At 51.0% G+C, this 22,127-nt stretch carries 16 protein-coding genes; 1 reads left to right on the top strand and 15 read right to left on the bottom strand.

Annotation, left to right across the window (positions count from 1 at the left end; genetic code table 11):
* The 9 genes from ABD892_RS10005 to ABD892_RS09965 form a co-directional block, all read right to left on the bottom strand.
* Complete coding sequence (locus ABD892_RS10005; RefSeq protein WP_345195474.1) at positions 1-384, bottom strand: type IV pilin protein; 384 nt, start codon at positions 382-384, stop codon at positions 1-3.
* On the bottom strand, positions 381-6,458 hold the full coding sequence (locus ABD892_RS10000) for a hypothetical protein (RefSeq protein ID WP_345195472.1): 6,078 nt from the start codon (positions 6,456-6,458) through the stop codon (positions 381-383). The genes ABD892_RS10005 and ABD892_RS10000 overlap by 4 nt, the downstream gene beginning before the upstream one ends.
* Entirely contained in the window at positions 6,455-6,817 is a 363-nt protein-coding gene (locus ABD892_RS09995) for a hypothetical protein (RefSeq protein ID WP_345195471.1), read from the bottom strand. The genes ABD892_RS10000 and ABD892_RS09995 overlap by 4 nt, the downstream gene beginning before the upstream one ends.
* Before the next feature lie 19 nt (positions 6,818-6,836).
* A complete protein-coding gene (locus ABD892_RS09990; RefSeq protein WP_345195470.1) occupies positions 6,837-7,346 on the bottom strand; it encodes a pilus assembly PilX family protein in 510 nt (169 codons plus the stop codon).
* 5 nt (positions 7,347-7,351) lie between these two features.
* Positions 7,352-8,158, bottom strand: coding sequence for a PilW family protein (locus ABD892_RS09985; RefSeq protein WP_345195468.1), 807 nt, complete (start codon positions 8,156-8,158; stop codon positions 7,352-7,354).
* A gap of 2 nt (positions 8,159-8,160) precedes the next feature.
* The gene (gene pilV / locus ABD892_RS09980) at positions 8,161-8,730 is read right to left on the bottom strand and encodes a type IV pilus modification protein PilV (protein WP_345195467.1); all 570 of its coding nucleotides are present in this window, start codon (positions 8,728-8,730) and stop codon (positions 8,161-8,163) included.
* Positions 8,731-8,734: 4 nt separating this feature from the next.
* Positions 8,735-9,256 (bottom strand): GspH/FimT family pseudopilin, encoded by a 522-nt coding sequence (locus ABD892_RS09975; protein ID WP_345195466.1) that lies wholly within the window; start codon positions 9,254-9,256, stop codon positions 8,735-8,737.
* Between the two features lie 496 nt (positions 9,257-9,752).
* Positions 9,753-12,806: a mechanosensitive ion channel domain-containing protein gene (locus tag ABD892_RS09970; protein ID WP_345195465.1), complete on the bottom strand. Its 3,054-nt coding sequence runs from the start codon at positions 12,804-12,806 to the stop codon at positions 9,753-9,755.
* Positions 12,807-12,951: 145 nt separating this feature from the next.
* Positions 12,952-13,443: an MgtC/SapB family protein gene (locus tag ABD892_RS09965; RefSeq protein WP_345195463.1), complete on the bottom strand. Its 492-nt coding sequence runs from the start codon at positions 13,441-13,443 to the stop codon at positions 12,952-12,954.
* A 217-nt stretch (positions 13,444-13,660) separates the two neighbouring features.
* On the opposite strand from ABD892_RS09965, the gene ABD892_RS09960 reads away from it, so the two are divergent.
* A complete protein-coding gene (locus tag ABD892_RS09960) occupies positions 13,661-14,848 on the top strand; it encodes a flavohemoglobin expression-modulating QEGLA motif protein (RefSeq protein ID WP_345195462.1) in 1,188 nt (395 codons plus the stop codon).
* Here ABD892_RS09960 and ABD892_RS09955 read toward each other — a convergent pair.
* From ABD892_RS09955 to flhA, 6 genes are all read right to left on the bottom strand, one after another.
* Positions 14,842-16,623 carry a type I restriction-modification system subunit M/S gene (locus ABD892_RS09955; protein WP_345195461.1) on the bottom strand — a complete coding sequence of 594 codons (1,782 nt, stop codon included), beginning with the start codon at positions 16,621-16,623 and terminating at the stop codon, positions 14,842-14,844. The two genes, ABD892_RS09960 and ABD892_RS09955, sit on opposite strands and share 7 nt — an antisense overlap.
* Positions 16,624-17,293: 670 nt before the next feature.
* Complete coding sequence (fliP, locus tag ABD892_RS09950; protein ID WP_425559223.1) at positions 17,294-17,992, bottom strand: flagellar type III secretion system pore protein FliP; 699 nt, start codon at positions 17,990-17,992, stop codon at positions 17,294-17,296.
* 53 nt (positions 17,993-18,045) lie between these two features.
* The gene (locus ABD892_RS09945) at positions 18,046-18,477 is read right to left on the bottom strand and encodes a FliO/MopB family protein (RefSeq protein WP_345195460.1); all 432 of its coding nucleotides are present in this window, start codon (positions 18,475-18,477) and stop codon (positions 18,046-18,048) included.
* Positions 18,478-18,482: 5 nt separating this feature from the next.
* Positions 18,483-18,893, bottom strand: coding sequence for a flagellar motor switch protein FliN (gene fliN, locus ABD892_RS09940; protein ID WP_345195458.1), 411 nt, complete (start codon positions 18,891-18,893; stop codon positions 18,483-18,485).
* A gap of 47 nt (positions 18,894-18,940) precedes the next feature.
* Positions 18,941-19,906, bottom strand: a complete 966-nt coding sequence (locus ABD892_RS09935) for a flagellar motor switch protein FliM (RefSeq protein ID WP_345195457.1) — start codon at positions 19,904-19,906, stop codon at positions 18,941-18,943.
* 94 nt (positions 19,907-20,000) lie between these two features.
* The gene (flhA, locus tag ABD892_RS09930) at positions 20,001-22,115 is read right to left on the bottom strand and encodes a flagellar biosynthesis protein FlhA (RefSeq protein WP_345195455.1); all 2,115 of its coding nucleotides are present in this window, start codon (positions 22,113-22,115) and stop codon (positions 20,001-20,003) included.
* Positions 22,116-22,127: the final 12 nt, after the last annotated feature.

The following is a 22,127-nucleotide window of genomic DNA, read 5'->3' as shown; positions in this document are numbered from 1 at the left end:
TTACCAGGATGGGCCGCTGACGCTGTTATACGTCAGGTTAGGTTGTCCTCTCTGAGCACCCTGCGCTGTAGCTGTTAAAAGAACGCATTGGGCCACGGCGCTGCCGGGGCAGGCGGCCGCTGCAATGGCATAAAAGTCTCCCTGGGATTCCGGGTTGGCAACGGCATAGCCGAGTGCTGTCAGGTCGGTGGTGTAGGTCTGGTTCTGTGAATAGAAACGTTCCTGGGCCTGCATCACTTCCATCAGCATGGCTTGGCCGTCACTCTGTCGTCCCCTGGCGGCCTGTTCGGTATAGGCCGGGTAGGCAATAGCGGCAATGATGCCGACTATCGCTACCACAATCATCAATTCCAGCAGGGAAAAACCTGACGACGCTTTGATCATTTATTTTCTCTCCAGTAGGTAGACTCCATCACTTCCAGCTGGCTCAACGGGTCGCCATTGATGGGGGTGATATTACCCTGATCCCCACGACGGTTGCCGGTGAAGGGGTTACCTTCGGTACCGATCGTGAGGTTCACGCCGTTGTTGTTGATGGTGATAACCGGCGCAGGTGCGATACCGCCGCGCAGCAGTGCCACGGAGCGGATCGGGTTGCCATCTTCATCCTGATAAACGGCGGTGCCGTCCAGCAGGTTCAGTGCATAAGCGTTGGCCTGACCCACATCCGGTCCGCAACTCATCACCGTGCTGTTTGTCGTGGTATTGTAGGTATTGAAAAAGACCGCGCCATTGATGGTAACTGAGTTAGACAGCACCTTTTCAGTTGCTCCCAGTGAGAGATACCAGCCATCCTTGTTGTTGAAGTAATCCGACGTCAGGGTATAGGTATCGCCGGGTTCCAGTGCCAGGATCAACGCGTCAAGGCGCTGCTGTAAAGCCGCAGTTCGAATGGCTGCTGTCTTTTCCGCTTCATCGACCAGCCAGGCAAACGCTTCTTCGACCGTCAGTACACCGTTTTCATCGGCCGCCAGTGCCGCTGCCAGCTGATCAGCTGTCAGAATATCTGAGGCTTCGAGTATCCCGTTGTCGCCGGGATCATGTTCCAGTAAAAAGGCGGCTTGCAGGGCGGCAGAGGTTTGGGCCGCGTCATTCAGTGCAGTCAGAGCCAGACGTCCCTGGTCGACACCGTATAAGGTGTCATAGACAGACTGCAGACTGCTGTTATCAGGATCCAGGGCCAGTTTGTTGCTGATATACGAAAGGGCTTCTGCCAGTGAAAGTGTGCCATTGCCGTCTGCATCACCATGACTGGTAGCTTCAGTGAAAAGACCGCCGAGCAATGCCGTCAAAATATCGGTTTGTTGGCTGGTGGCTGCGCTATAGACCCAGTCCAGATCAGGATCATTGCTGCTACCGCCATTCAGGGCATCCAGAAACGCGAGAGCTTCTGCCATCGTCAGGTTGTTGTTTGGGTCGGCGGCTTTCAGTTGGCTGAGGGCGTTTGCGTCGAGATAAGTTTCCAAGACTGAGTCTGGGCTGGCTTCCTCTGCCTGCCAGGTAATCGCCTGTTCAAGCGCCGACTGCTCCGACTGGATCGCCAGCTTTTGCTGCTGCATGGCATCAAGCTCAGTCTTCAGATTGTTAATGGTGCTTTCCAACTCAGCAACCGAATCATTGAGACTCTGAAACGGACTATCTTCATCAGCGGCAATTGCATCAGCTAAAGTGCCTGCAGTGACTGTATTGAGTGCCAATACACTGGTTTGCCATTCCGCCTGTTTCTCCAGCAGTGCGATTTCCTTGGCACTGCTGTCTTGACCGGCTGCTTTCAGGTCTGCGATTTCCTGTTCCAGTGTTTTAATTTCACTGGTCAGGTCATTCAATGCATCGCGTTGAGCAACCTGTCCGGTGGTACTTTCATCCACATCCGGGGTATCAAGATCGTCGGGGATGCCGTAGTAGGAAGCTTCCAGTGTGGCCAGTTCAGCCTCAAGCGCAGAGGTATCGTCGCCATTCAGGCGGGCTTCATTGATGGCGGCCTGTTTTTCTGTGATCGCCGTCCAGCTTTGCGCGAGTTCAGTCTGAAAGGCTTCCAAGCGAGCGTATTGGGTTAGTAGACCGTCGGGATCATTGATGGCGCTTTCATAGTCAGCTTTCTCTTGTAATGCATTGTTGTAATTGCTAAGAGCCTCATCTTTTTCCGCAAGTTTTTCACTTTGAGTGTTTTGCAAATCAGATAGCTGATTCGATGCAGCTGTGTATTCTTGAGTTGCTGTAGCATGTACCGTTTCTACGTCATCATAAGTGATATTTAGATCAATCAGTGTCTGTTGAGCTTGGTCATATGATGTTTTGTCTGCCACTAATTGGTCAGTTTTGACACTAATATCTGCGTAACTAGGGGAGCCTTGCGAGGTGGATAAATAAAAGAGATTATGCCACTGATTGCGAGAGCCAATCTTCATAGTTAATACAGCAGTATTGGCAGGTGTACTCTTGTTGAGAAAGGGCTCAAGAGCAATGTAACCCGAAGTTTCAAGATACGAATGATAAAGGTTTTTACGCTGTTCCAGCTCTTCAGCGGTTACATTCGAACCAGCATCATTGTATTCCCAGTAATAATAATATTGTTGGGCATACAAGTTCCAAAACAACTCTTGAAGTTTGGTTTCATACTGAGCTTGTTCGGATGGTTGAAGGTATGGCTCTAGAATTGTCAGATCAGCTTTAATTTCATCGATAGTAGGTTCTAGGCGATCAATCTCTTTCTTTGCTGCAACCGCTGATTGTGTATTCTTCAACTGCTGCTCTTTCTCGATGACTACCTGTTCATAGTCAGCTACTGCTTGTTGTGCATTGTTGTAGTTGGTTTCCGCAGCCTGATAAGTAGGCTCAATCACCGTTTCTATTTCAGTAGATAATAAACTGTAGTCTTCAAATATATCCTGAACAGCGACAACTTGCTCCTGAAGCTGTGCCTGACTGGCGATATCGTCAAACACAGACTGGTTATAGGCGAGCTGTTCTGCCTGTGTGTCCAGAGTTTTCTGGAGAGCATCAAGCTGTTCCTGAAGTGCCAGTCGTTGATCCATCAAGACGGTCACGCCCCAGGCATCGCGGTAGGCATCCAGGACTTCCTGTGCTTTTTTAGATGCGTTGACGAGCGCATCAATATTGTCGTTGGCATAATCTGCCACACTGCCATCCGCCTGGGTGAAACCGCTGCAGTTACGGCCAGCCGTTTCACCATGCTGGATACATTCGAGCTCCCGGTTCAGTTCTGCCCATTCGGCATCGGACAGTGTTGTTCCGGTGATATCCGCCAAATGTGATTCAGTGATCACACTGGTACCACTGCTGGCGTAGGTGTAGCTGGTGGGTGTCGTCAGTACGTTGTAATCCTTGAACACGTAGAAGCGGTCACGGGTATCGGTGTTCAGCGGATGAGCTCGCCAGCCACTGCCGAGGGCGACGGCATAGAAAGGCTCTTCGCCCCGTTCACTGTAGATACTCACATCCGGTGTGCCGTAAAAACGACGGTTGCTGGCTGCATCGCTGCCACCGAGGCTGGCAATGCGACCGCCGCTGGCATAACTTGCCAGGCAGTTGGTCACGCAGTTTTGTGCGGTGGTGTCTTTGTTGCGATTAAAATCAATCCGGAAGACCTGGGCGCGGGTATCAGCGGCAAACAGGGTATTAATGACGCCATCACCGTCCACATCCACAGCGACGACGTCACCGGGCATGCCGTTGGTCATGTCTGCAATCTTCAGGTTCAGGCTGTCGTTATAGTTATCCCCATTGGTATCCAGATCATTACTGTTATCACCGTCGAGATCATTAAAACGGCTGGTGTAGTGCGATGTATTAGGGCCACCGGCAGACCAGATCAGTTGGCCGGTCTCCGCATCCACTACATAGATAGCGTTGCCTAGATGATCGCTGACGGGCAGATTGTCATCGTCGTTATCTTGGTTCGGATCATAGCCAGCGGTGAAGATCAGTGCCTGCTTGTTGACCGGTTTGCCATCTGCATCCTTGCCAACGGGCACCTTGGCCAGTACTGGCCGTGACCAGCTCTGGCCGAGTTTTTCAAAACCACTGTCGGGCGCAAGCGGCGTAGAGGTGATTGCGCTGGCGGCGAGGTCACCGTTCGCATAGTTGATTACGCGGTTGCTGGCATCCAGAGAACGTCCGTAACGATCCAGGCGGTTACCCTTTTTGTCCACTGTCAGGCCACGAATTGCCCACAGCAGTTTGGGCTGGTCGATATCCGTCACATCCATGGCGTAGTAATTGTGGCCACCCCGACGCATACCGAAGTAAAGGATCACGCGGGTTGCTGTCTGCAGATCGGGAATACCGTTGCTGCCGGCTTCAACCGTACCCGTGATGCTGCGACGGATACCGACAGTATCAATCAGGTCACCCGCAGCATCTTCCTGGTAGGTGTATTGAACCCAGGCGTTGATGGGGCCATCAATACCGTAGCGCTTTTCCTCGCTACCCTGGAGGTTCTTGAAATAGTGCTTGATATTGGGCAGCAGCTCGCCGGGCATAAAGGCAAACTTCTCTGCACCGGTCTGTGTGTTGACGGCGCGGAGGAAGCCCATGTTGTCGCCGTAAAACAGGTAATCGGCCTGGGTGACATTGACATCCCGAATAGCCAGTCCATCGCTGCCGGTGATGGGGTTCCCCTCGCTGTCTTTCAGAATATCGCCATCCTGGGTTTCCTCTACCCGGTAGGGAATGACGAGAGGCTGACTGTGCAGTACATCAGCCATGACCATCTGAGTGGATTTGTCTGCTTCACCACTTTTTTGTACGGTCACTTGCCGACCTTCAGCAAACGCAACCAGTGTCGTTTCATTGAGTGTGTAGCTACTATCGCTGGGTTCTATACCAATACCGAGCAGGGTGTTGTTCACGGTAGCGGTACTGAGTGGACTCAGGGATTTCTTGTCGCTCAGTGCATTGGCGCGCGGGCCTGGCGGTGTAGCTGTATAGGTCAGCAGTGTCCGGTTGGCAGGGGTAATCTGTTCGGCAGCGCCGCCGAGTGCAACATTGCCGCCATCGTCAACGGTCGACCACCAACTGCGGGCATCCTTTTTAAAGAAGCCTGCCGTTTCACTGGAAGGATCCATATCCGTCGCTGGTTGGCCAGAACTGTCCACAATCAAGGTTTCACTACCGCTGACGGTGTCGCTGTTACAGTCGACCGTGTTGTCATTACTGTCATGACAGATTTCTTCAAGGGCGTATCGTTTGAGGTTACCGGTCCAGGCTGCACCGGTTTCCGGCTTGAACATGGAATAATACAGTTCGTTTTTGTGCGTCAATTTGTTGTAGGCGTTGACGGCGACGCCAGGTGCGGCGAAGTTGGCATCCTGAGACAGAATATCCTGGATGATTTCCTGAAGAGCGGAGACCAGACCTGAGGTGTTATTGGTGGTAAAGTAATTCTTGGCATCGCCTGTGCCGCTCAGCGCCGTTTCTCTTAACAGTTGCTGATCTGTGGCAAAACCGACGGTGTAGGTCTTAACTGAGTCGTTTTTAGTAAATAGGATTTCATCAGTGTTTCCATCATCATTGCTATCAAGCTTATCAATGATGTCTCCATCGGTTGAGAAAAGAAACTCAGCTAGTTCATCTAGGCAGTCGCCACTGTCATTATTATCGTCGTAGTTGTTAGTATCTCCACAGGTCTTTTTATTTGTATTGTTTGCTGCCCAGTTTCTTATTGTCTTATTGGCTCCATAATCATTGTAGGGCACTCCATCAGTCAACAGGATTACATTATTACTTTGACAAGAATGATTGATAGGGGATTTATACTTTGTAGGTGTTAAAAGAGCGCTGGCATCTGTCTCACGATTAGTGCAACGGACGTAACCTGAATAATCGATATAGCATCCACTGGCATCACTTCCATATTCAATATCTTGCCCCATGTAGTATCTGGCAGCTTCATAGAGAGACATGGATAGTGGGGTTCCTCCTTGAGCATAATAGCTATCTAAAGTGTTTTTAATTGATGACTTGGTGTCCTCGATCTTGTCGATGGCTACATCAATAAAACCTCCATCTGAGTTGCTATCAAAACGCATCAAGCCGACATTGACAGGTTTGTTTGAGGCTATCAGATCATCTAGCAGGTTTTGGGTGACTTCCCGCACAACCTGGATCCGGGTTTTGACATAACTGTACTCATAGGCATATTCCCTGCATCGACCATTGCGCCACCTAATACAAGTCTTAGTTGTTACTCGTGAGCAGGCATTGGAATTAAAGTCGTAATCCGCTTTTGTACAATAATTCCCGTCGACCCTCGTATCCATTGAACCCGACGTGTCGATGATGAACAGTACGTTCGGTCGGATCACAGAGCCGGCAACCAGCTTCTGACCCACATAAACTTCCGTGTCATCTGCCTGAACGCCCTGCAGTGAAGCCGTCATGTAAATAAAAGCGCCGAATGCGTAGGCCAGTTTCTTATACATGGTTTTGATCATCATGGCAGTTCATCCTGCAACGGCAGACGGATCGTCAGCAGCGACTGTGATTTCCGGTCAATAGTCAGGTTGGAGATGTAGGCGCGATTGGGGGTTAGTGTCGCGAAAGAAATCAGTCGATTTCCCTGATAAATGTCTATGGAATCATCCACAGAAAAGCGTTTGGAAGAGCAGCTCTTGCAGGGCAATACTAAAAGGCTGCCTTCAGCGCGCTTCTCGTCATACCAGGAGAGGTAGATTGTTGCTTCTTCATAGGTGTCGTAAGGTGACAGATCCACAGTCTCTGCCACAGCACTGTTTGCAATTACGGCAGTGGCGAGAAGCCAAATCCCCAGTAACCGGTTCAGATAGTGTTTTATCATTGTTATGCCTTATTCCCGGTCAGGTGCAATCCGGTGCATTCACCACATCAAAGAAGAAATTGCCAGCCATGAACCGGGTCCCCATGGACTGGTTCGAGGTAGCACCACTGTTCATGCTTGTATTGGAATTCAGTTCAAACAGGTAATAGGAAAAATCTTTCAGGCTGGCGTTTTCAACCGGCCGTTCACCCATGTAGCGCAGGGATGAATTGGGATTAGCACCCGCAAAGGCGACAGCTGTCGGCATAACCGCATTGCAGGTTGCCCGGGCACTGTTCATTTCCAGTTCCCGGTTGCCACTGTTGACTTCATCCACCTGGGTTTCCAGTTCGCTCAGGGTCACCTGAAAGGCCTGGCCCTGGAACTGGGCATTGCTGGCCATTCGTTCTTCCAGTGTGGCCATCCGAGCCGCCGTGATGCCGGCAATCGTGAGGATGGTGAGGAATATCAGTGCGCTCAGCATGGCGATACCCTGCTGCATGTTGAGCGTCGTGGTTTTGAGTCTTTTCCGGTCTTGTTTGTGTTTCATGATGTTCAGTTCTTGACCGTTACGGTAGTTGTAAACAACTGCCGTGTAATGCCGTCGTTGGTGGTGATCGTTGGCGCATCCAGCAGAAGGAATTGTTGTTGCGGGTTATCTGTACTGGCCATGGCGCTGGCCAGTAACGCGATACGCACAGCACGAACATTATCCCAGGCATTGGTATTTACCCGGTCAGCGGAAACGTACTGGTTGATACTGCCGTTGTTGTTCGTATCCACACCGTAGAGCAGTTGCAGGTTATCAATGCCGTCTACCAGGCGCTGTGTGGTGCCGGTCCATGCACTGTTTGTATGGCTGTAAGCGCGGCAGGCCAGGGAGGGGTATGGATTACCATTCGCCGCATCGGCTGGTTCAATCGTAAAGACTTCGGTGATTTGCTGATTGGTCACATCGTTGCCTGTGCAGTCTGTCGCTGTGCCGGAGGTGCCGGTCACCGGCCAGTACTGTACCGCCAGACGGTCTGCCGCATTACCCGTGCCGGCTGCGTTGCAGGCTGCATCAGATGTTGTTGGAATATTGCAGTCAGGTGCCGGGAAGTGACGTGGCGCGTTAACATCGCTCTCTGTATGACCCGCCATGCGAATACTGTTGGCGATGAAGCCCAGGCTGAACCGGCCGTTTTCCATGATATAACCCAGGGACTCGTTAACCCCGAACGTTTCCTTGTTCGATATCACAATCTGGCTGACACCCAATAACAACAGTAGGCTGAGCGTACTGGCAATCAACAGTTCAACCACAGACAGTCCCTGCTGGCGATGAAATGATTTTTTTTGTGTGGGGGCTGTTGTCTGCATAATTAGGGCCTTATCAGTAAAGAGGTACTGAGACGCTGGCCATTGTTCTCGCAGTTACGGCACAACCAGTCAACGGTTAATGTGTAATTGCCATTGACCAATGCAGAGGTCACTCGTCCACTGTTCAGGTAGTCGGGGCTGCCGGATGCAAATCCGTTAAAAGGGCGTGGGCAGCTGGTTTCCCATAAATCCCAGGCGGCCATTTGTGCGGGTGTACAGGCGACAGCGTTTACCTTTACACCGGGGGATGGCAATGGGTTGTAGTAGTCAGCACAGACTGTGGCGGGCCGGTTGGTGCAGTCGGGTGCATTGGCTGAGGTGACATAACGGGCAGTACCGGCCATGTCGTCCTGGTAAGCGGTGGTGTTGCCCCGGATACGTTCCGCAAGATCCTGTACCAACCAGGTGGCATGAGAGCGCTGCACCCCATCCTGGTTACCGCGCACCGCCGTAATCTGCAATGCCGCCATGCCCAGCAGGCCGATGGTCATGATCACGATGGTGATCAGCACTTCAACCATGCCGACGCCACGGTGTCTGTTAATGCTGGTATTGCAGAAGGGTATCGACATGGTTTCAGCATCCTTCCCCGGGGTTGATTCTTTGTGTGGTAAGGCGACCGGTTGCTGAGAGGGTTAGACATCGGGCGCGATCGCCGGTGGTAGAAAGGTCATTGGCTGATACCAGGAATGAGCTGGTCGCGTTACGGGTGGTGCCATTCCCTTCGTAAATCAGAGCTGAGGTTGTTCTTGCGTCATAAGTGGTCGTGATTGTGACATCGTCATCGGGGGCTGGATACTGCTTCAATGTATCCCCGCCAACGACAGCCACCTCCCAGCCGGTACGCCAGTTTCCCGGCAAATTGCCAAGTGGTCGGATGATAATGGCGGCATTGCGTTTTACTGCTTCACTGCGCGCGTACTGAACGGTACCGGCAAGTTCCATACCGGTGCTGGAGACCTGCTCACTTAACAGGAAATCATTAAACGACGGCGCAGCAATACCCAGCAGGATGCTCAAAACCGCCAGTGTGATCATCAGCTCAACGAGGCTGAAGCCCCTGGACTTGTGGTGTCTTGTGTTCTTGTTATCGCGCACGGGTTAGTCACGGTTTGTTAGTATTATTGGGTTTTCCATGAACCCGGCAGCTAACCAGATGGTGTTCCTTTCCGGCTGCCCTGTTTGCTGTGTTTGTAATGACTATTTTTCTGAACTGGCGGTGTACGTCGATGGGTAGGTAGATAACCGGCCTTTTTTGAAGAATGAGTGGTCGTTTTTGTCAGGTTTTTGTCTGCTGATTCACGAAAAACTGTCAGTATATCCTAAGGGTAAAAGCGTCTGTTGCTTTTGACATGCTGTGCCGACATGCGCAGGTACACCACAATACATGAACCGTCGCCAGCTCTGTGGCCTGATATCTCTGAATACGTGAGATATCTCCTACAGCACATTGAGCATTTTGCGTATTACTGTCGTTTATTTGACGGGGTTAGTATGAACCCATGGATGAGGCACACAGGATGTGTGGGGTAAGGAAGCTCATCAGGGATAAGGAGTATCGCGCAGGGAAGCACGGTCCTTTTTCTTTTCCGGGTCAATTTGTACCACCGTCTTTTTTTCCTCTTTGTTCGACAGACCATGGCTGAATAAAGATATCCTGCTGAAGATGGGCTATCTGGATTCCCTGTTCCCTGAATAATACTTTCACACGGTTATTGACTTGGTTTTTGGCCGGAAAGCGGTCGTCCACATGATTAACGAAGACCCTCAGCTCGTACTTTTCAGCATATTCATTGTATTCAATGAAATAGACCTCCGGTGCAGGTTCCTTGAGTACCCGTGTTGACTCTTCTGCCGCGCGTGACAGCAGTTGATAGACCAGGTCGTTATCACTGCCATGGGCGACACCGTACCAGAGTTGTATGCGCAGTATGCTGGTTGACAGTGACCAGTTGGTTACCTGTCCGGTTACCAGGGCTTTATTGGGAATAATCAGCTCTTTCCGGTCAAAATCCTCAATGACTGTCGCACGAATGCGAATTTCCCTGACCGTACCGTGGATCTCATTGACGGTCACCGTGTCACCGACCCGGAAGGGCTTCTCAAACAGGATAATCAGGCCGGAAAAAAAGTTTCCGACAATTTCCTGCAGGCCAAAGCCTATGCCGACGCTGGCGGCAAGAATAGGCCACTGCAGTTTTTCCCAGCCAATACCCAGTGTACTGACCATGGTGACAATCCCGATGAACCAGATCAGGTAGCTGACAATACGGGTCAGGGCATAGGCGCTCGAGGGCGACTGGATGAAGCGCGTTGGCAGGCTAAGGCGAAGTAAGCCGGGCAAATTGCGCGTGAGAATAATCAGTATGGCGAATATGACCAGTGCCTTGAGTGTTGCGCCCAGTGCCAGTGTCAGTCCTGCATCCATATGACTGAACGGCCAGAGCTGAATATCGCCGAGCGGTGTCATCAAGTCGCTGCAATCCTCAATGATCCAGGCGACGATGCCGATGAGGGCAAGCAGAAAGCTGAGTTGCAGAATCCGCAGGTTCTGTTCCCGGGTCTGGAGAATGGTGGAACGGGAATGCGCCAGGGCATCTTCCGGTTCAATGGCGCCATCGGTTTCCCGGCGCCTGTGGAGCGCCTGTTGCAGCATGATACGGCGGGTGCGGATATAGAGCAGGTAGAGTGTCAGTTCATAGGCAATAAACAATAGCCCGAACAGAATCAGCAGAATTTGCTGGTGGAGAAACAGCGTCCAGGCGGCCAGGTTATAGCCGGTCAGGGCGAGTATCAGGAGCAGCAGGCTGAGACCGGGAAGGATGATTCTGAGGACAGGGCTGAACCAGTCATAGCCAAACGGGTTACGGATAAGACCGGCCAGCAGCCAGAAGCCCAGTAACTGCAGACAGCCGCAGGCGACCATGATGGTTTGCAGGATACGGTCATCAAAGGGATCCGTAAAAAAATGGTTGGTAAAACCACCGATGAACAGGCCTGCTAGGGAGGCAATTGCCAGCAGGCGCACCGGTGGGGTGGCCATTGGCTGGACAGCATCTTCCGGACCGATCAGTGATTGCACTTTCTTTTCCATGAACGTGCAGATCAATAACCATCCCAGCGATGCAGCAGCAAATGTTGGCAGGATGTCGCTGATAGCCAGTGACAGGGGGGGGCCTTCCTGTAGCGAGAGGCTGGTCAGCAAGAGCCAGAGCGGAACGGGCAGGCAGCGCAGGAACAGCAGGCCGGTCAGACGGAGAAACGCCTGTACAGAAAGGCTTACATCGTTTTTCTGGTAAATGTTGACCTGTCGGCGACTGCGGCGAATCAAATAGAAGGCCAGTAAACAGGCGGGTAGCAGCGAGGACGACAACCATACCAGCCTGTCCAGGCGGAAGGGGACGCTGAGCAGGGCATCAAGCAGTGTTTTCCCTTCAAGATAGAATGTCTTGAGCAGGCTGGGTATTTCAGTCGGTGTCAGGGGCGGTGAAACGGCCATCCACATGCGTTGTTGTTCCAGCGCTTTCAACAGGCTGCCATGAAGATTGTGTAATTCCTGCTCAAGGAGCTGGAGCTCATCGGCGAGAGGGATCATCATGTCCAGCCGGTTCAGCCGCTGTTCCTGCGTCAGGCGGACTGACAGTCTTTCCGGCTCAGTGGCGGCGGGCTGTTTCAGCTGTTCTGCCAGCAGGCTTCGCTTCAGCCGCAGGGTATGTTTCAGGTTGGATCCGCTGTGATTTCGTTGCTGCAGCAATCGATCCCGCTGACTGACGAGAAGGTCATAGGCTTCGCTGATATTACCCAGGTCCCTGATCTGGGTGTGTAGCTCATAGGCAAGCTCGCGTACGTCGATCAGGTCCCGTCGTGTTTGTGACAGCTCGTCACGCAGCAGCTGTTCCGTTTCGTCCAGATAGTGTTCGGAAGCCTCCGGGTAGGGATCTTGATGGTTTGTAAGCGCGTTGCCTTTTATGGCCAGGGTTTGCTCAAGCGCAGTATGTGTTTGAACGGCCTGGGCCAGCGTGAGGCGGGCAAGCTGTAATTCCAGGTTGAGGCGACGGGCGTTGAGTGTGATCAGGTTGATGCGTTCTTCCAGCTGTTTTTCCCTGAGCAGCAGCCCCTGGTCTTCGTCCGGCAATGTTTCCAGGCGGATAGGGACGGTCAGCCGGTTGTGCCACTTTTCCCGAATGTCCGCCAATGTCTGCTGGAGTCGAATTCGTTCGCTGGCATGCATGAGCAGACGGCGTTCATTCTGGTCGATGTCATGGCGGAGTGTCTGGATGTTCTGCTGTTGTTGCTGGAGTAGTGCCTGGAGTGCACTGGGGGACAATTTTCTTAACCCGAGGTTGTCGCTTTTGCGTTCGGGTGCCTTGAATCCGGCAAGCGCCTGCTGCAGGCTGTCAATCAGCTGCTGGAGTTCGGCCTGGTTTTCGACAATGGCCAGGGCGTCACCCTGACCGATAGGGGTACTGTCTTTTGGCGGGGCGGTGTCGCTGCCGGGTATGAGTGTTTTCTGCAGTTGCTGGTAAGCCGTACCCCATGCCGGATTGGCGGAGGTGGTGGCGGCAATCAGTAAAATCGGGGTTATCAGTAAAACCAGTTTGAAGATTCGTAACCGGGAAGGCTGGCTCTTCAGTGAATCAATGCACATAACGTTCTTTGCAACACCTACCCATAACAGAAAGGAATCGGACATTTCATTTGAGAGAATGTGAGCAGATTAGTTCCGATTGGGTCACACGGTTAACCCGCCCCGACCAAAAAAGGGATCGATGGCTGGCTGACAGAGAACACGCCTATTCTGCATCTGGCGGTGGCCGTTTGCGTGCCTGGTAGCGGGTATGGACGCCTCGGCGTAATGTCTGGAAAGCACTTTCGAGCAGGTCGACGCCGCGCAGGATGGCAACCGTGATCAATGCAATTTTCAGGGCTGCCAGCCAATGCCCCGTGGCAATGCAGATGCCGATTCCCGCGAGTACCCAGATGGTTGCCGCAGATGTTACCCCCTGCACTGCACCGTCGCGAGCCAGCATGACACCGGCGCCGAGGAAGCCGATACCGGTGATGACCTGCCCGATGATTCGGGAGGGATCCGTGATGTCGTTATTCAGTGAGATGGATATCACAATGAAAACATAGGTGCCCAGTGTGATCAGCGCCGAGGTCCGGATGCCAACGGGTTTTCCCCGCGACTGCCGTTCAAGGCCGATCAGGGAGCCACAGGCGATAGCTGTCAGGAGGCCTTGCCATGTGAACGGTGACAGGTCGATCAGGGATTCCAATGGCATGCCGAACTCCTTTCAGCATTGAAGTAGCTATCAGCATAAAAGGGATGACGGTGGACTGTCATCCCCGTTATGTATCGAATGTCGGTCTGCCATGAAAAGTTTGTATCACTGCAGCAGGGCGTTATCGACAATGTCGGGATTCTGGACAACAATCCGTTGTAGCGTCCGCTCATAAAGTGATATCTGGTGGAGCGGAGGGAAATCAGGAATATACGACATGCCAAAGCAACAAAATCAAGCGTGCCCTGATGTGATAAAACGCTTCCGGCAGCGACATCCCGTGGCCTGGGAGATCGATCAGGCGCTCTTTGACATGGCGAAGTGCACGGATGCCCTGCAGTACGTGAATCCCCTGAACCTTAAACGGGAGCGTAAGCGTTTTGAACGCCTGAAGTCTCGCTATACCCCGGAATTCCATTACCGGCAACTGGCTATTGATCCCTATGCTTTCCGGCAGGCATTGTACCGGTTGCCGGTCGCAGATATTGATGATTCGCTGCTTCGTAAGCTCTATTGCGCGATTATTGACAGCTACGCTAACAAGGTGGATATGCTCAGTGCACTGGGTACGCCTCGTTTCCTCTATGAATCCCTGCGCTACTATGGAGAGCCTCAGGCATCCGATGTCGAAAGCGCAAGGTTTCTCCTGTTTGCACCCGAATTAACAGAGGTGGAAGCTGAACCGCGGACAATCACCGCCCAGGCCTCTCTGGCAATGTTTGAAGAGGCCGTTGAGGCCATGGAACTGACATGCAGTGTCGCCTTGTCTGATACCCTGGTGGCACGGGCAATGGTGAATAACAGCCGTAACCAGCTGGTCGTCAACAGCCATGCCCTGTTTACGGAAAGGGAGGTGCAGGCATTAATTCACCATGAACTCGGCGTACATATGTGCACGACGCTGAACGCTCGTATGCAACCTATCAGTACATTGCGATTAGGCTTGCCGGGCAATACCCACTCCCAGGAAGGGCTTGCCATTTTGTGTGAATACCTGTCGGGCAATTTGAGCATTACCCGGCTGAAAGACCTGGCTCTCAGGGTGATGGCAGTGCATTGGCTGGTCAAGGGACATGACTTTTCCTATGTTGTGCAGCGGTTACAGACGGACTTTAGAACAGACCCCGGCGTGGCTTTTACCGTGACGACGCGCGTCTTTCGGGGCGGTGGTTTTACGAAAGACTATGTCTATCTCAGTGGTTTGAGGGACCTGCTGAAGTGCCATGCGTCCGGACAGAGCCTTGCGCGATTGCTGCTGGGTAAGATGTCTCTGCCTTATAGGGATGTGGTTGAACAATTATTGGCACGTGGGGATCTTGTGGAACCGGTTTTTCAACCGCCAGCCTTATCGATGACGGTCAAGAAGCATCCGGTGATGGAGTACCTTGTCAACAGTATTCAGTGATGCCAGATTTTACGCCGAAATGTGAGTGCCTTGTCTTGCAGAAAGCGTATTTCCGCATGAATGCTGCGAATTTCTTCCCAGTGATGTTGCGCCATCTCCTGCTGTTCATCGGACATTTTGGGAATAGGTAATTTCTTGATGTCGCGGGTTTGCAGCAAGGGTACTGAAGCCCCTGAACGCAGTTGCTGAAGGATTGCCTGACCAGCGGAGGAGCTGAGGTACTGGAACAAAACCACTGGGTCTTTAATCCAGGTACCTTTTTTAAGTCGTATGATCTGGAAGGACTGGCTGGCAATCCAGTTATTGCCACAAATGGTTGGCACCAGACCCACTTTGCCGGTATGCCCTTTGATAACCAGCAAAATATCGCCCGGCTTTAGGCGCTGCTGAATCGCGCGTTCCCTATGTTCATTCACGATGACAGGTTTACCTGCCTGTTCAACAACACCTGCTGTACTGATATCTGAAACCATGACTTCGAGAAACTGATCGCCATTGAGCATATTGTCAGATTTAACAGACTGTCCACGAATAAGGTCTGCCAGTTCTGACAGTGCCACGGTTTCACTGGAAACAGCGTTTAATCGTCTCGATGGTTTATTCGTAAGATAACGATCAACCTGCATGTTATAGTCATTTTCAACCAGCTCATCATACGAAACCAGACGTGAATGAGCGGTGACCTCCTGTTCTTCTATCTGCTGGCAAATGACATCCATATTTCGAAGTGTATCGGGTTGGGGATAAATCTGGTTTCGTTTGCTATGGGCGCGAAAATAGCCCGTGGAGGCATCGAAAATCATGATGTTCTGATGTTGGTGTTGTTTATCAAAAACCATCAGACAGGGCGTATCCCGATAAGGTGCAAGGGATGAGGGCGGCAGACGGATGACTGCCTTGATCAGACCTTCTTCCAGTAATTGTTTTTTAAAACGCCACTCTTTACCCGCCGTTCTCTGCAGGATCGATTCAGTCACTACGGCAACCGCTTGTTTACGACATTGGGCAAGTAAATGACGAATATGGATGACATCGCCATAAAGTGGTTGCTCAGGAAAGCGACCGTAGAGATCGTTGATACGCTTGATATTGTACCGTTGCTTTGACGGCGGACAGGCAAAGCAGTAATCAAATTGTACTAAAGCACCGGGTTTCAACCAGGAGGGGCTGAAAATAGGGTGGCTGACACGGTGTTCAATGGCCTGATCTGCCAGAAGATTGGTGATATAAGGCAAAGGGCTTGCCAGAGGTAACTCGGTATACACATTCTGCTGTTGCGCTGCGAGCTGCTGTGCCAACGACAAAGTGCCGTTAAATGGACAGTAGCAGGCTGAGTTTTTTTCAGGAGCCAGTAAAAGCGCCATTAATTCGGCTATATCGTCGGGAATTGTCCAGAACGGGGTCTGGTTTCCTGCGCGGTTAACCAGTTGCTGCAGTGTGTGCGGTATTTCCGGGTAAATGATGAGTTCTGCCTGCAGGGCTTTATTCAGATTGCTGATCAGCGTATCCAACTTGTCTTTCGGAATACCCTGCAGGCAGGAAAAGCCAAATATCTCTGGATGGCAGGAGGGATCATCCAGTGCCGTCAGCTGGGTAAGCTTTTCTCTGACCATCGCCGGTTGCAGACCAAGAATCGAGAGGGAAGATGGCAGCATGTGTTTTTGTTCAAGCCAGGCCCAGGCGATCAGTTGACCCAGTAGCAGCAGCTGGTCGCAATACCAGATTTCATCCCTGTCGTTATCATCGATCATTCGCAAGATAACGTCTGTGCTCATGGAAGGCCTCCTGCCATTTTCCTTGAACGACCCGATTTTCTTTGCCCTGTTTTTTACCCCTAAATGGGATTTTTCCTCTCAGGGCTCTCAGATTGCCTGTTTTTGCTTATTTCCGGATTTTACTGATTTTACCTTTTGGGGCTTTTTGAGTGGTTTTTTGTAATCACCAAACAGGAAAACTTATCAGCTTACTATAACTTTAATAACAACCTGATTTAAAACTCAAGAATAAAAAAAAATAGTAAATCGCTGATTAATATAATAGATCTTTGATCGTCGTACAGTAGGAACTATTTTGACAAATTCTGTTAGATGAATATGGGCAGTCATGTGGAGGGTCAAATAAAACGACCTAAAAAAAGAAAACCAGCAACAGCGATATTCAGCGGTGAAAAAGGGGATGTTCATGCTTGTTCTGCAGTTGCAGAGTGTGTTTTTTGCCGTGCAATCCTCTGTTAGCGTAGAGGGTTTTTAGTCAATCATCTGACGAATCCAAAGACATTGTTATGAGATCATGATAAGTCAGAGTCTGAATGACTCGAGAGGTACTCGGTAACTGTGAGCATATGTTAGGTATTGGTGCGTAATGAAAACGATAAGATTTAACAGGTTAGATCAGTTGTTTCAGTGAGTGCTTGAAGTGTGGATCAGGTATTGTCAGCGTCAATTTTCAGTTAAAGCTGTTGGCAAGCGTTCCCATCGTTAGTGCCCATCCATCCACCAGGACGAACAGCATCAGTTTAAACGGCAGAGAAATCATCTGGGGAGACAGCATGATCATCCCCATGGCCATGAGTACGCTGGCAACCACCAGGTCAATGACCAGAAAGGGAATGAACAGGATAAAGCCGATCTGAAACGCTGTTTTCAGTTCACTGGTTATAAAAGAAGGAATCAGTACCGAAAAAGGGACATCCTGTGGGCTGGCCAGATTTTCCACGCGGGCAATGGCCAGGAATTGTTCAAGGTCGGTCTCGCGCGTGTTATTGAGCATAAAGCTCTGAATTGGTGCGGCCGCTAGTCTGACAGCTTCCAGGAATGTCACCTGTTCGTTGAGATAAGGGGTAATCGCCGATGCGTAAATGTCCTGAAACAGCGGCATCATAATCAGCAGGGTCAGAGCCAGCGCCATACCGATCAAAACGCGATTGGGCGGTGTTTGCTGTAATCCCAATGCTTGTCGGAGAATCGCCAGGACCACAATAATTCGCGTAAAGCTGGTTAACATCAGCAATGCCGCTGGCAGGAAGCTGATGGCGGTCATCAACAGGAGAACCTGCAGGCTGACGCTGTATTCCTTGTTATCGCCGGTTTCTGTCACGGTCAGAACGGACATGCCCTGAGGATCAGCCCATCCGCTCAAAGGCATGAGTGTGATTAAACAACACACGACGCTGGCAGAAAGCCGTAACCGTGTCCGGTTCACGGTTCATCTCCTGTTCTGGCTTGTGGCTGTGAAGGTTTTATCGCGAGAGAAAAAAGGGTGGCAAAATCCCGGGTTTCTTTTTCGGTGTGATTCACAACCGGTGAATCAAACACATGCAGGCAGTTAGCTTGCTGGTTGGATACACTGATCAGTAACTGTTTATCGCCAGCCTCTATTAGACAAAGTCGGACCTGTCCGGATACCGGTGTTGATGAGAGGACTTTTACCGGACCTTTGTTGTTGACACTGTGCAAATTGAACCGTTTTGCCAGCAAGCCGAAACCGACAATCATCCCGATGATCAGCAGGAGTGGCAATCCAATCTGAACCAGATAGCCGGTTGCACTTTTTGAGGTTTCCTGTGCTGCCTGCGCGATGTCTGTTAACAACGGCAGCAAGGGCGTCAGCAGATAACGTGCATTATTCATCGTTATCAGGACAGTTTCTTTAGTCGTTCGGATTCGCTGACAACATCAATCAGCCGGATGCCGTAACGGTCATTGATGACTACGACTTCTGCAAATGCAATCAGGGTACCGTTGACTTTTACGTCCAGCGGTTCTGATGCTTCCTTTTCCAGAGCCACTACTGAACCTTTGTTCAGTTTGAGCAGATCCCCGAGGTTGATGGTGGTACTACCCAGTTCCAGTGAAAGTGTGACCGGGATATCCAGAATAAGCCCAAGGTCTGGCCTGGCATCATCACCACTGCCGTCTTCATCACTGCCATTATCACCGACGATGTCCTCCACACTGACGGTATCGGATTTCGCTGCAGGGGTGCCATTGGCGCCACCTTCCGGTTCGGTGCTGGTGGTTTCATCCTTGTTTTCTTCGTCACTCATCCTTGCTCTCACTCATGTCGCTGAGGGCGAACTGCTTTGCCTGAGGGTTATTCGCTTTTTTCTTTTTGTCTGATTCGTTGCATGATTTTTAAGGCCATGTTGCTGTCAATGGTACAGACTGACGCTTTCAGACAGGGAACGCCTGCTATCCTGACCGTGACCTGCCGGGGAATGTCCGCCTTAATGACATCACCAGCCTGAAGATCGAGCACTTCCTTTAATGACAAAGGCACCTGGCAAAGCGTGGCACTCATATCCACGGGAGCCAGCATAATGTTTTCCTGTAACGTGTTTTTCCACTTTGGATCCTGGGATGTATTGTTGTAGGAATGTATTTTTTCCCGAATCGGTTCCATTGCCCGATACGGGAGTACGACTTCCATCTGTCCCTCAATATCCGCAATCTTGACGGTAAAGCGGCTGATGATAATCAGCTCAGAATCGTTGTAGAAAAAATGCGACACAGGGGTTGAGCTGGTGTCCAGTTCCCGAATCTTGAACGGGATAATGGTTTCCCAGACTTCCTGAAGGTTTTCCAGGGAAGCATCCAGAAAACGGTGCAGCATCCTTTTTTCTGTGGGTGACATTTCCCGTTCTTCCTCTGAGGTCAGGGTGTCACCACTGCCACCAAAGAACAGGTCAATCAGTGCTGTAATCATGGAACGATCAATTTTGACGAATCCATTGAATTTCAGGGTGGTTACCTTGAAGGCATGAAGGCTGGCTGCTTCTTTGGTATCAAGGGAATAGGTGCCGAATTTCATGGAAACGACGGAGCCAAATGTCACTTCCGCTTTATGACGAAAAAGATTGTAGAGGCTGAAACGGAGCTGCTGGGCAAAGCGCCGATACAACACTTCCAGTGTCGGCTGCATATCCAGAATTTTGTAATCAGGATTGGTCAGATCGAAATGCTTGATATCAGCAAAGTCGGAATCTGTTTGAATCCGTTTACTGTCCCAATCAATCTTCCTGAGCTGCTCGAGTGCTTCCCTGGACTTCGAGGTTTTCACGGTGCCTCCTGCGACGCGATGAACCGTCTTTGTTTTATGCAGTCTGACTACCTGAATAAACTGACTATAAATCGATCACCCGTATCTGACAATATTAGCCTACCTTCCCGACAATGAGGATTTCTCTGTTGTCAGGTATTTCATTAAACGACAACACGTTTAAACCATTGGTACAGACACGGGCATACTTGGCCAGCATGGGGCGCAAAACCGGTGAAACAATCATGATAGGTTGACGCCCTTCAGACTGTAACTGTCGTGTTATTTCCGGGAGATTGCTTTGTAACTGGGTGTTTAAGTTGGGTTCAAGTGGAATGGCATCCGGCGCGTATTGCCCTGATTGCTGTGCCTGTTGATAGGCATTCAATAAGAGTTGTTCCAGTTTTTCATCCAGAGTAACCACAGGAAGTTCTGTGCCTGTTCCAAGCAGGTTTTGAACAATGCTGCGTTTCAAGGCTTCCCGCACTTTGCCTGCCAGTAGTAGTGCATCTGTTGTTTGATCTGTATTTTCAACCAATGTGTTGGCGATGGTGCGTAAATCAGATATCTGAACCTTGTCCATCAACAACTCTTTGAGTACACGTTGTAGCTGGCTGACCGATAGTTTCTTGGGTGTGAGTTCTTCAGCAAGTTTCGGGGAAAGCTGTGTCAGCTTTTCAATCAACTGTTCCGTTTCATCATGCCCGAGCAATTCATAGGCATGTTCTTCCACGACCTTGCTGATGTGTGTGGCAACCACTGTAGAGGCATCAACGACGGTGTATCCAAGACTGACACCCTGGTCCTGCATTTCACTGGTAATCCAGATGGCATCAAGACCATAAGCGGGATCTGTGACGGCCTTTCCTTCCAGGTCGCCGTATACCTGACCCGGGTTGATGGCCAGATACTTGTCGGGTTCCACTTCACCTTCCGCCACACTGACGCCCATCAGGGTAATGTTGTATGTATTGGCCTTGAGAGACAGGTTGTCGCGGATGTGCACGCTGGGTATCAGGAAACCGAGCTTGGCGGAAAGCGTTTTTCGAATCCCTTTGATCTGGTTGAGCATTTGTCCACCCTGTTGTTTATCGACCATGGGAATCAGTCGATAGCCAACTTCAAGGCCGAGTGGGTCTACTGCCGGGACGTCATCCCAGGACAGCGGCTGGTCACTGGCGTCAGGTTGCTCGGCCGGTTCAATCTCCGGTTTTTTATCCTCCCCATCATCCGACAGATGTTGTTGGTATAACCAGTAAGCGATACCGCCGACCGCCAGTCCCAGTCCAACAAAGGCAAGGTGAGGCATGCCGGGCACCAGACCAATGGTTATCAGGATGATCGCAGTGACAGACAGTGCTCGAGGTGATGAAAAAAGCTGCTCACTGATCTGCTCACCGACATCGGCAGATTCAGAAACACGGGTCACAATAATTGCGGCAGCTGTTGAGAGTAACAGGGAAGGAATTTGCGCTACCAGACCATCACCAATGGTCAGCAGGGCAAAGATGGTGAATGCATCACTGAAGCTGAGGTCGTGTTTCAGGGTACCGATCAGCAGGCCACCAATAATGTTGATGGCCAGAATCAGCAAACCCGCCATGGCGTCACCACGAACGAACTTGCTGGCACCATCCATGGAGCCGTAGAAGTCGGCTTCACGGGTCACCAGACTGCGGCGCTCCAGCGCCTGCTTCTGATCAATGAGGCCGGCGTTAAGATCAGCATCAATTGCCATCTGTTTACCGGGTAACGCATCCAACGTGAAACGGGCGGAGACTTCAGAGATACGCCCAGCGCCTTTTGTGACAACCACAAAGTTGATAATGACCAGAATGGCAAACACCACCATACCGACCACGTAATTGTTACCGACAACGACTTCACCAAATGACTGGATTACTTTTCCGGCAGCATCGCCACCCTGGTGCCCCTTCAGCAAAACGACCCTTGTGGAAGCTACATTGAGCGCCAGTCGCATCAGTGTGGCAACCAGCAGGATGGTTGGAAATACCGCAAAATCCAGTGGCCTTAAAGCGTAGATGCTGACCAGCAATACCAGTAACGACAAGGCAATGTTAAAGGTGAACAGCATATCCAGCAGGATAGGCGGCACTGGTAGTGTGACCATTGCCATCAGCACCAGCACGGCTAACGGGATGGCGATTTGCGCTTTTCCCAGCTTTAGCAGCTGCTGTGGTGTCAGAAGATTACCTAATCCCTTGTCCATGGTAACGCATCA

Source organism: Kistimonas scapharcae (genome assembly GCF_039540975.1).
Classification (GTDB): domain Bacteria; phylum Pseudomonadota; class Gammaproteobacteria; order Pseudomonadales; family Endozoicomonadaceae; genus Kistimonas; species Kistimonas scapharcae.
The sequence above is the reverse complement of the archived record's forward strand: the minus strand, read 5'-3'. Positions and strand labels throughout refer to the sequence as shown.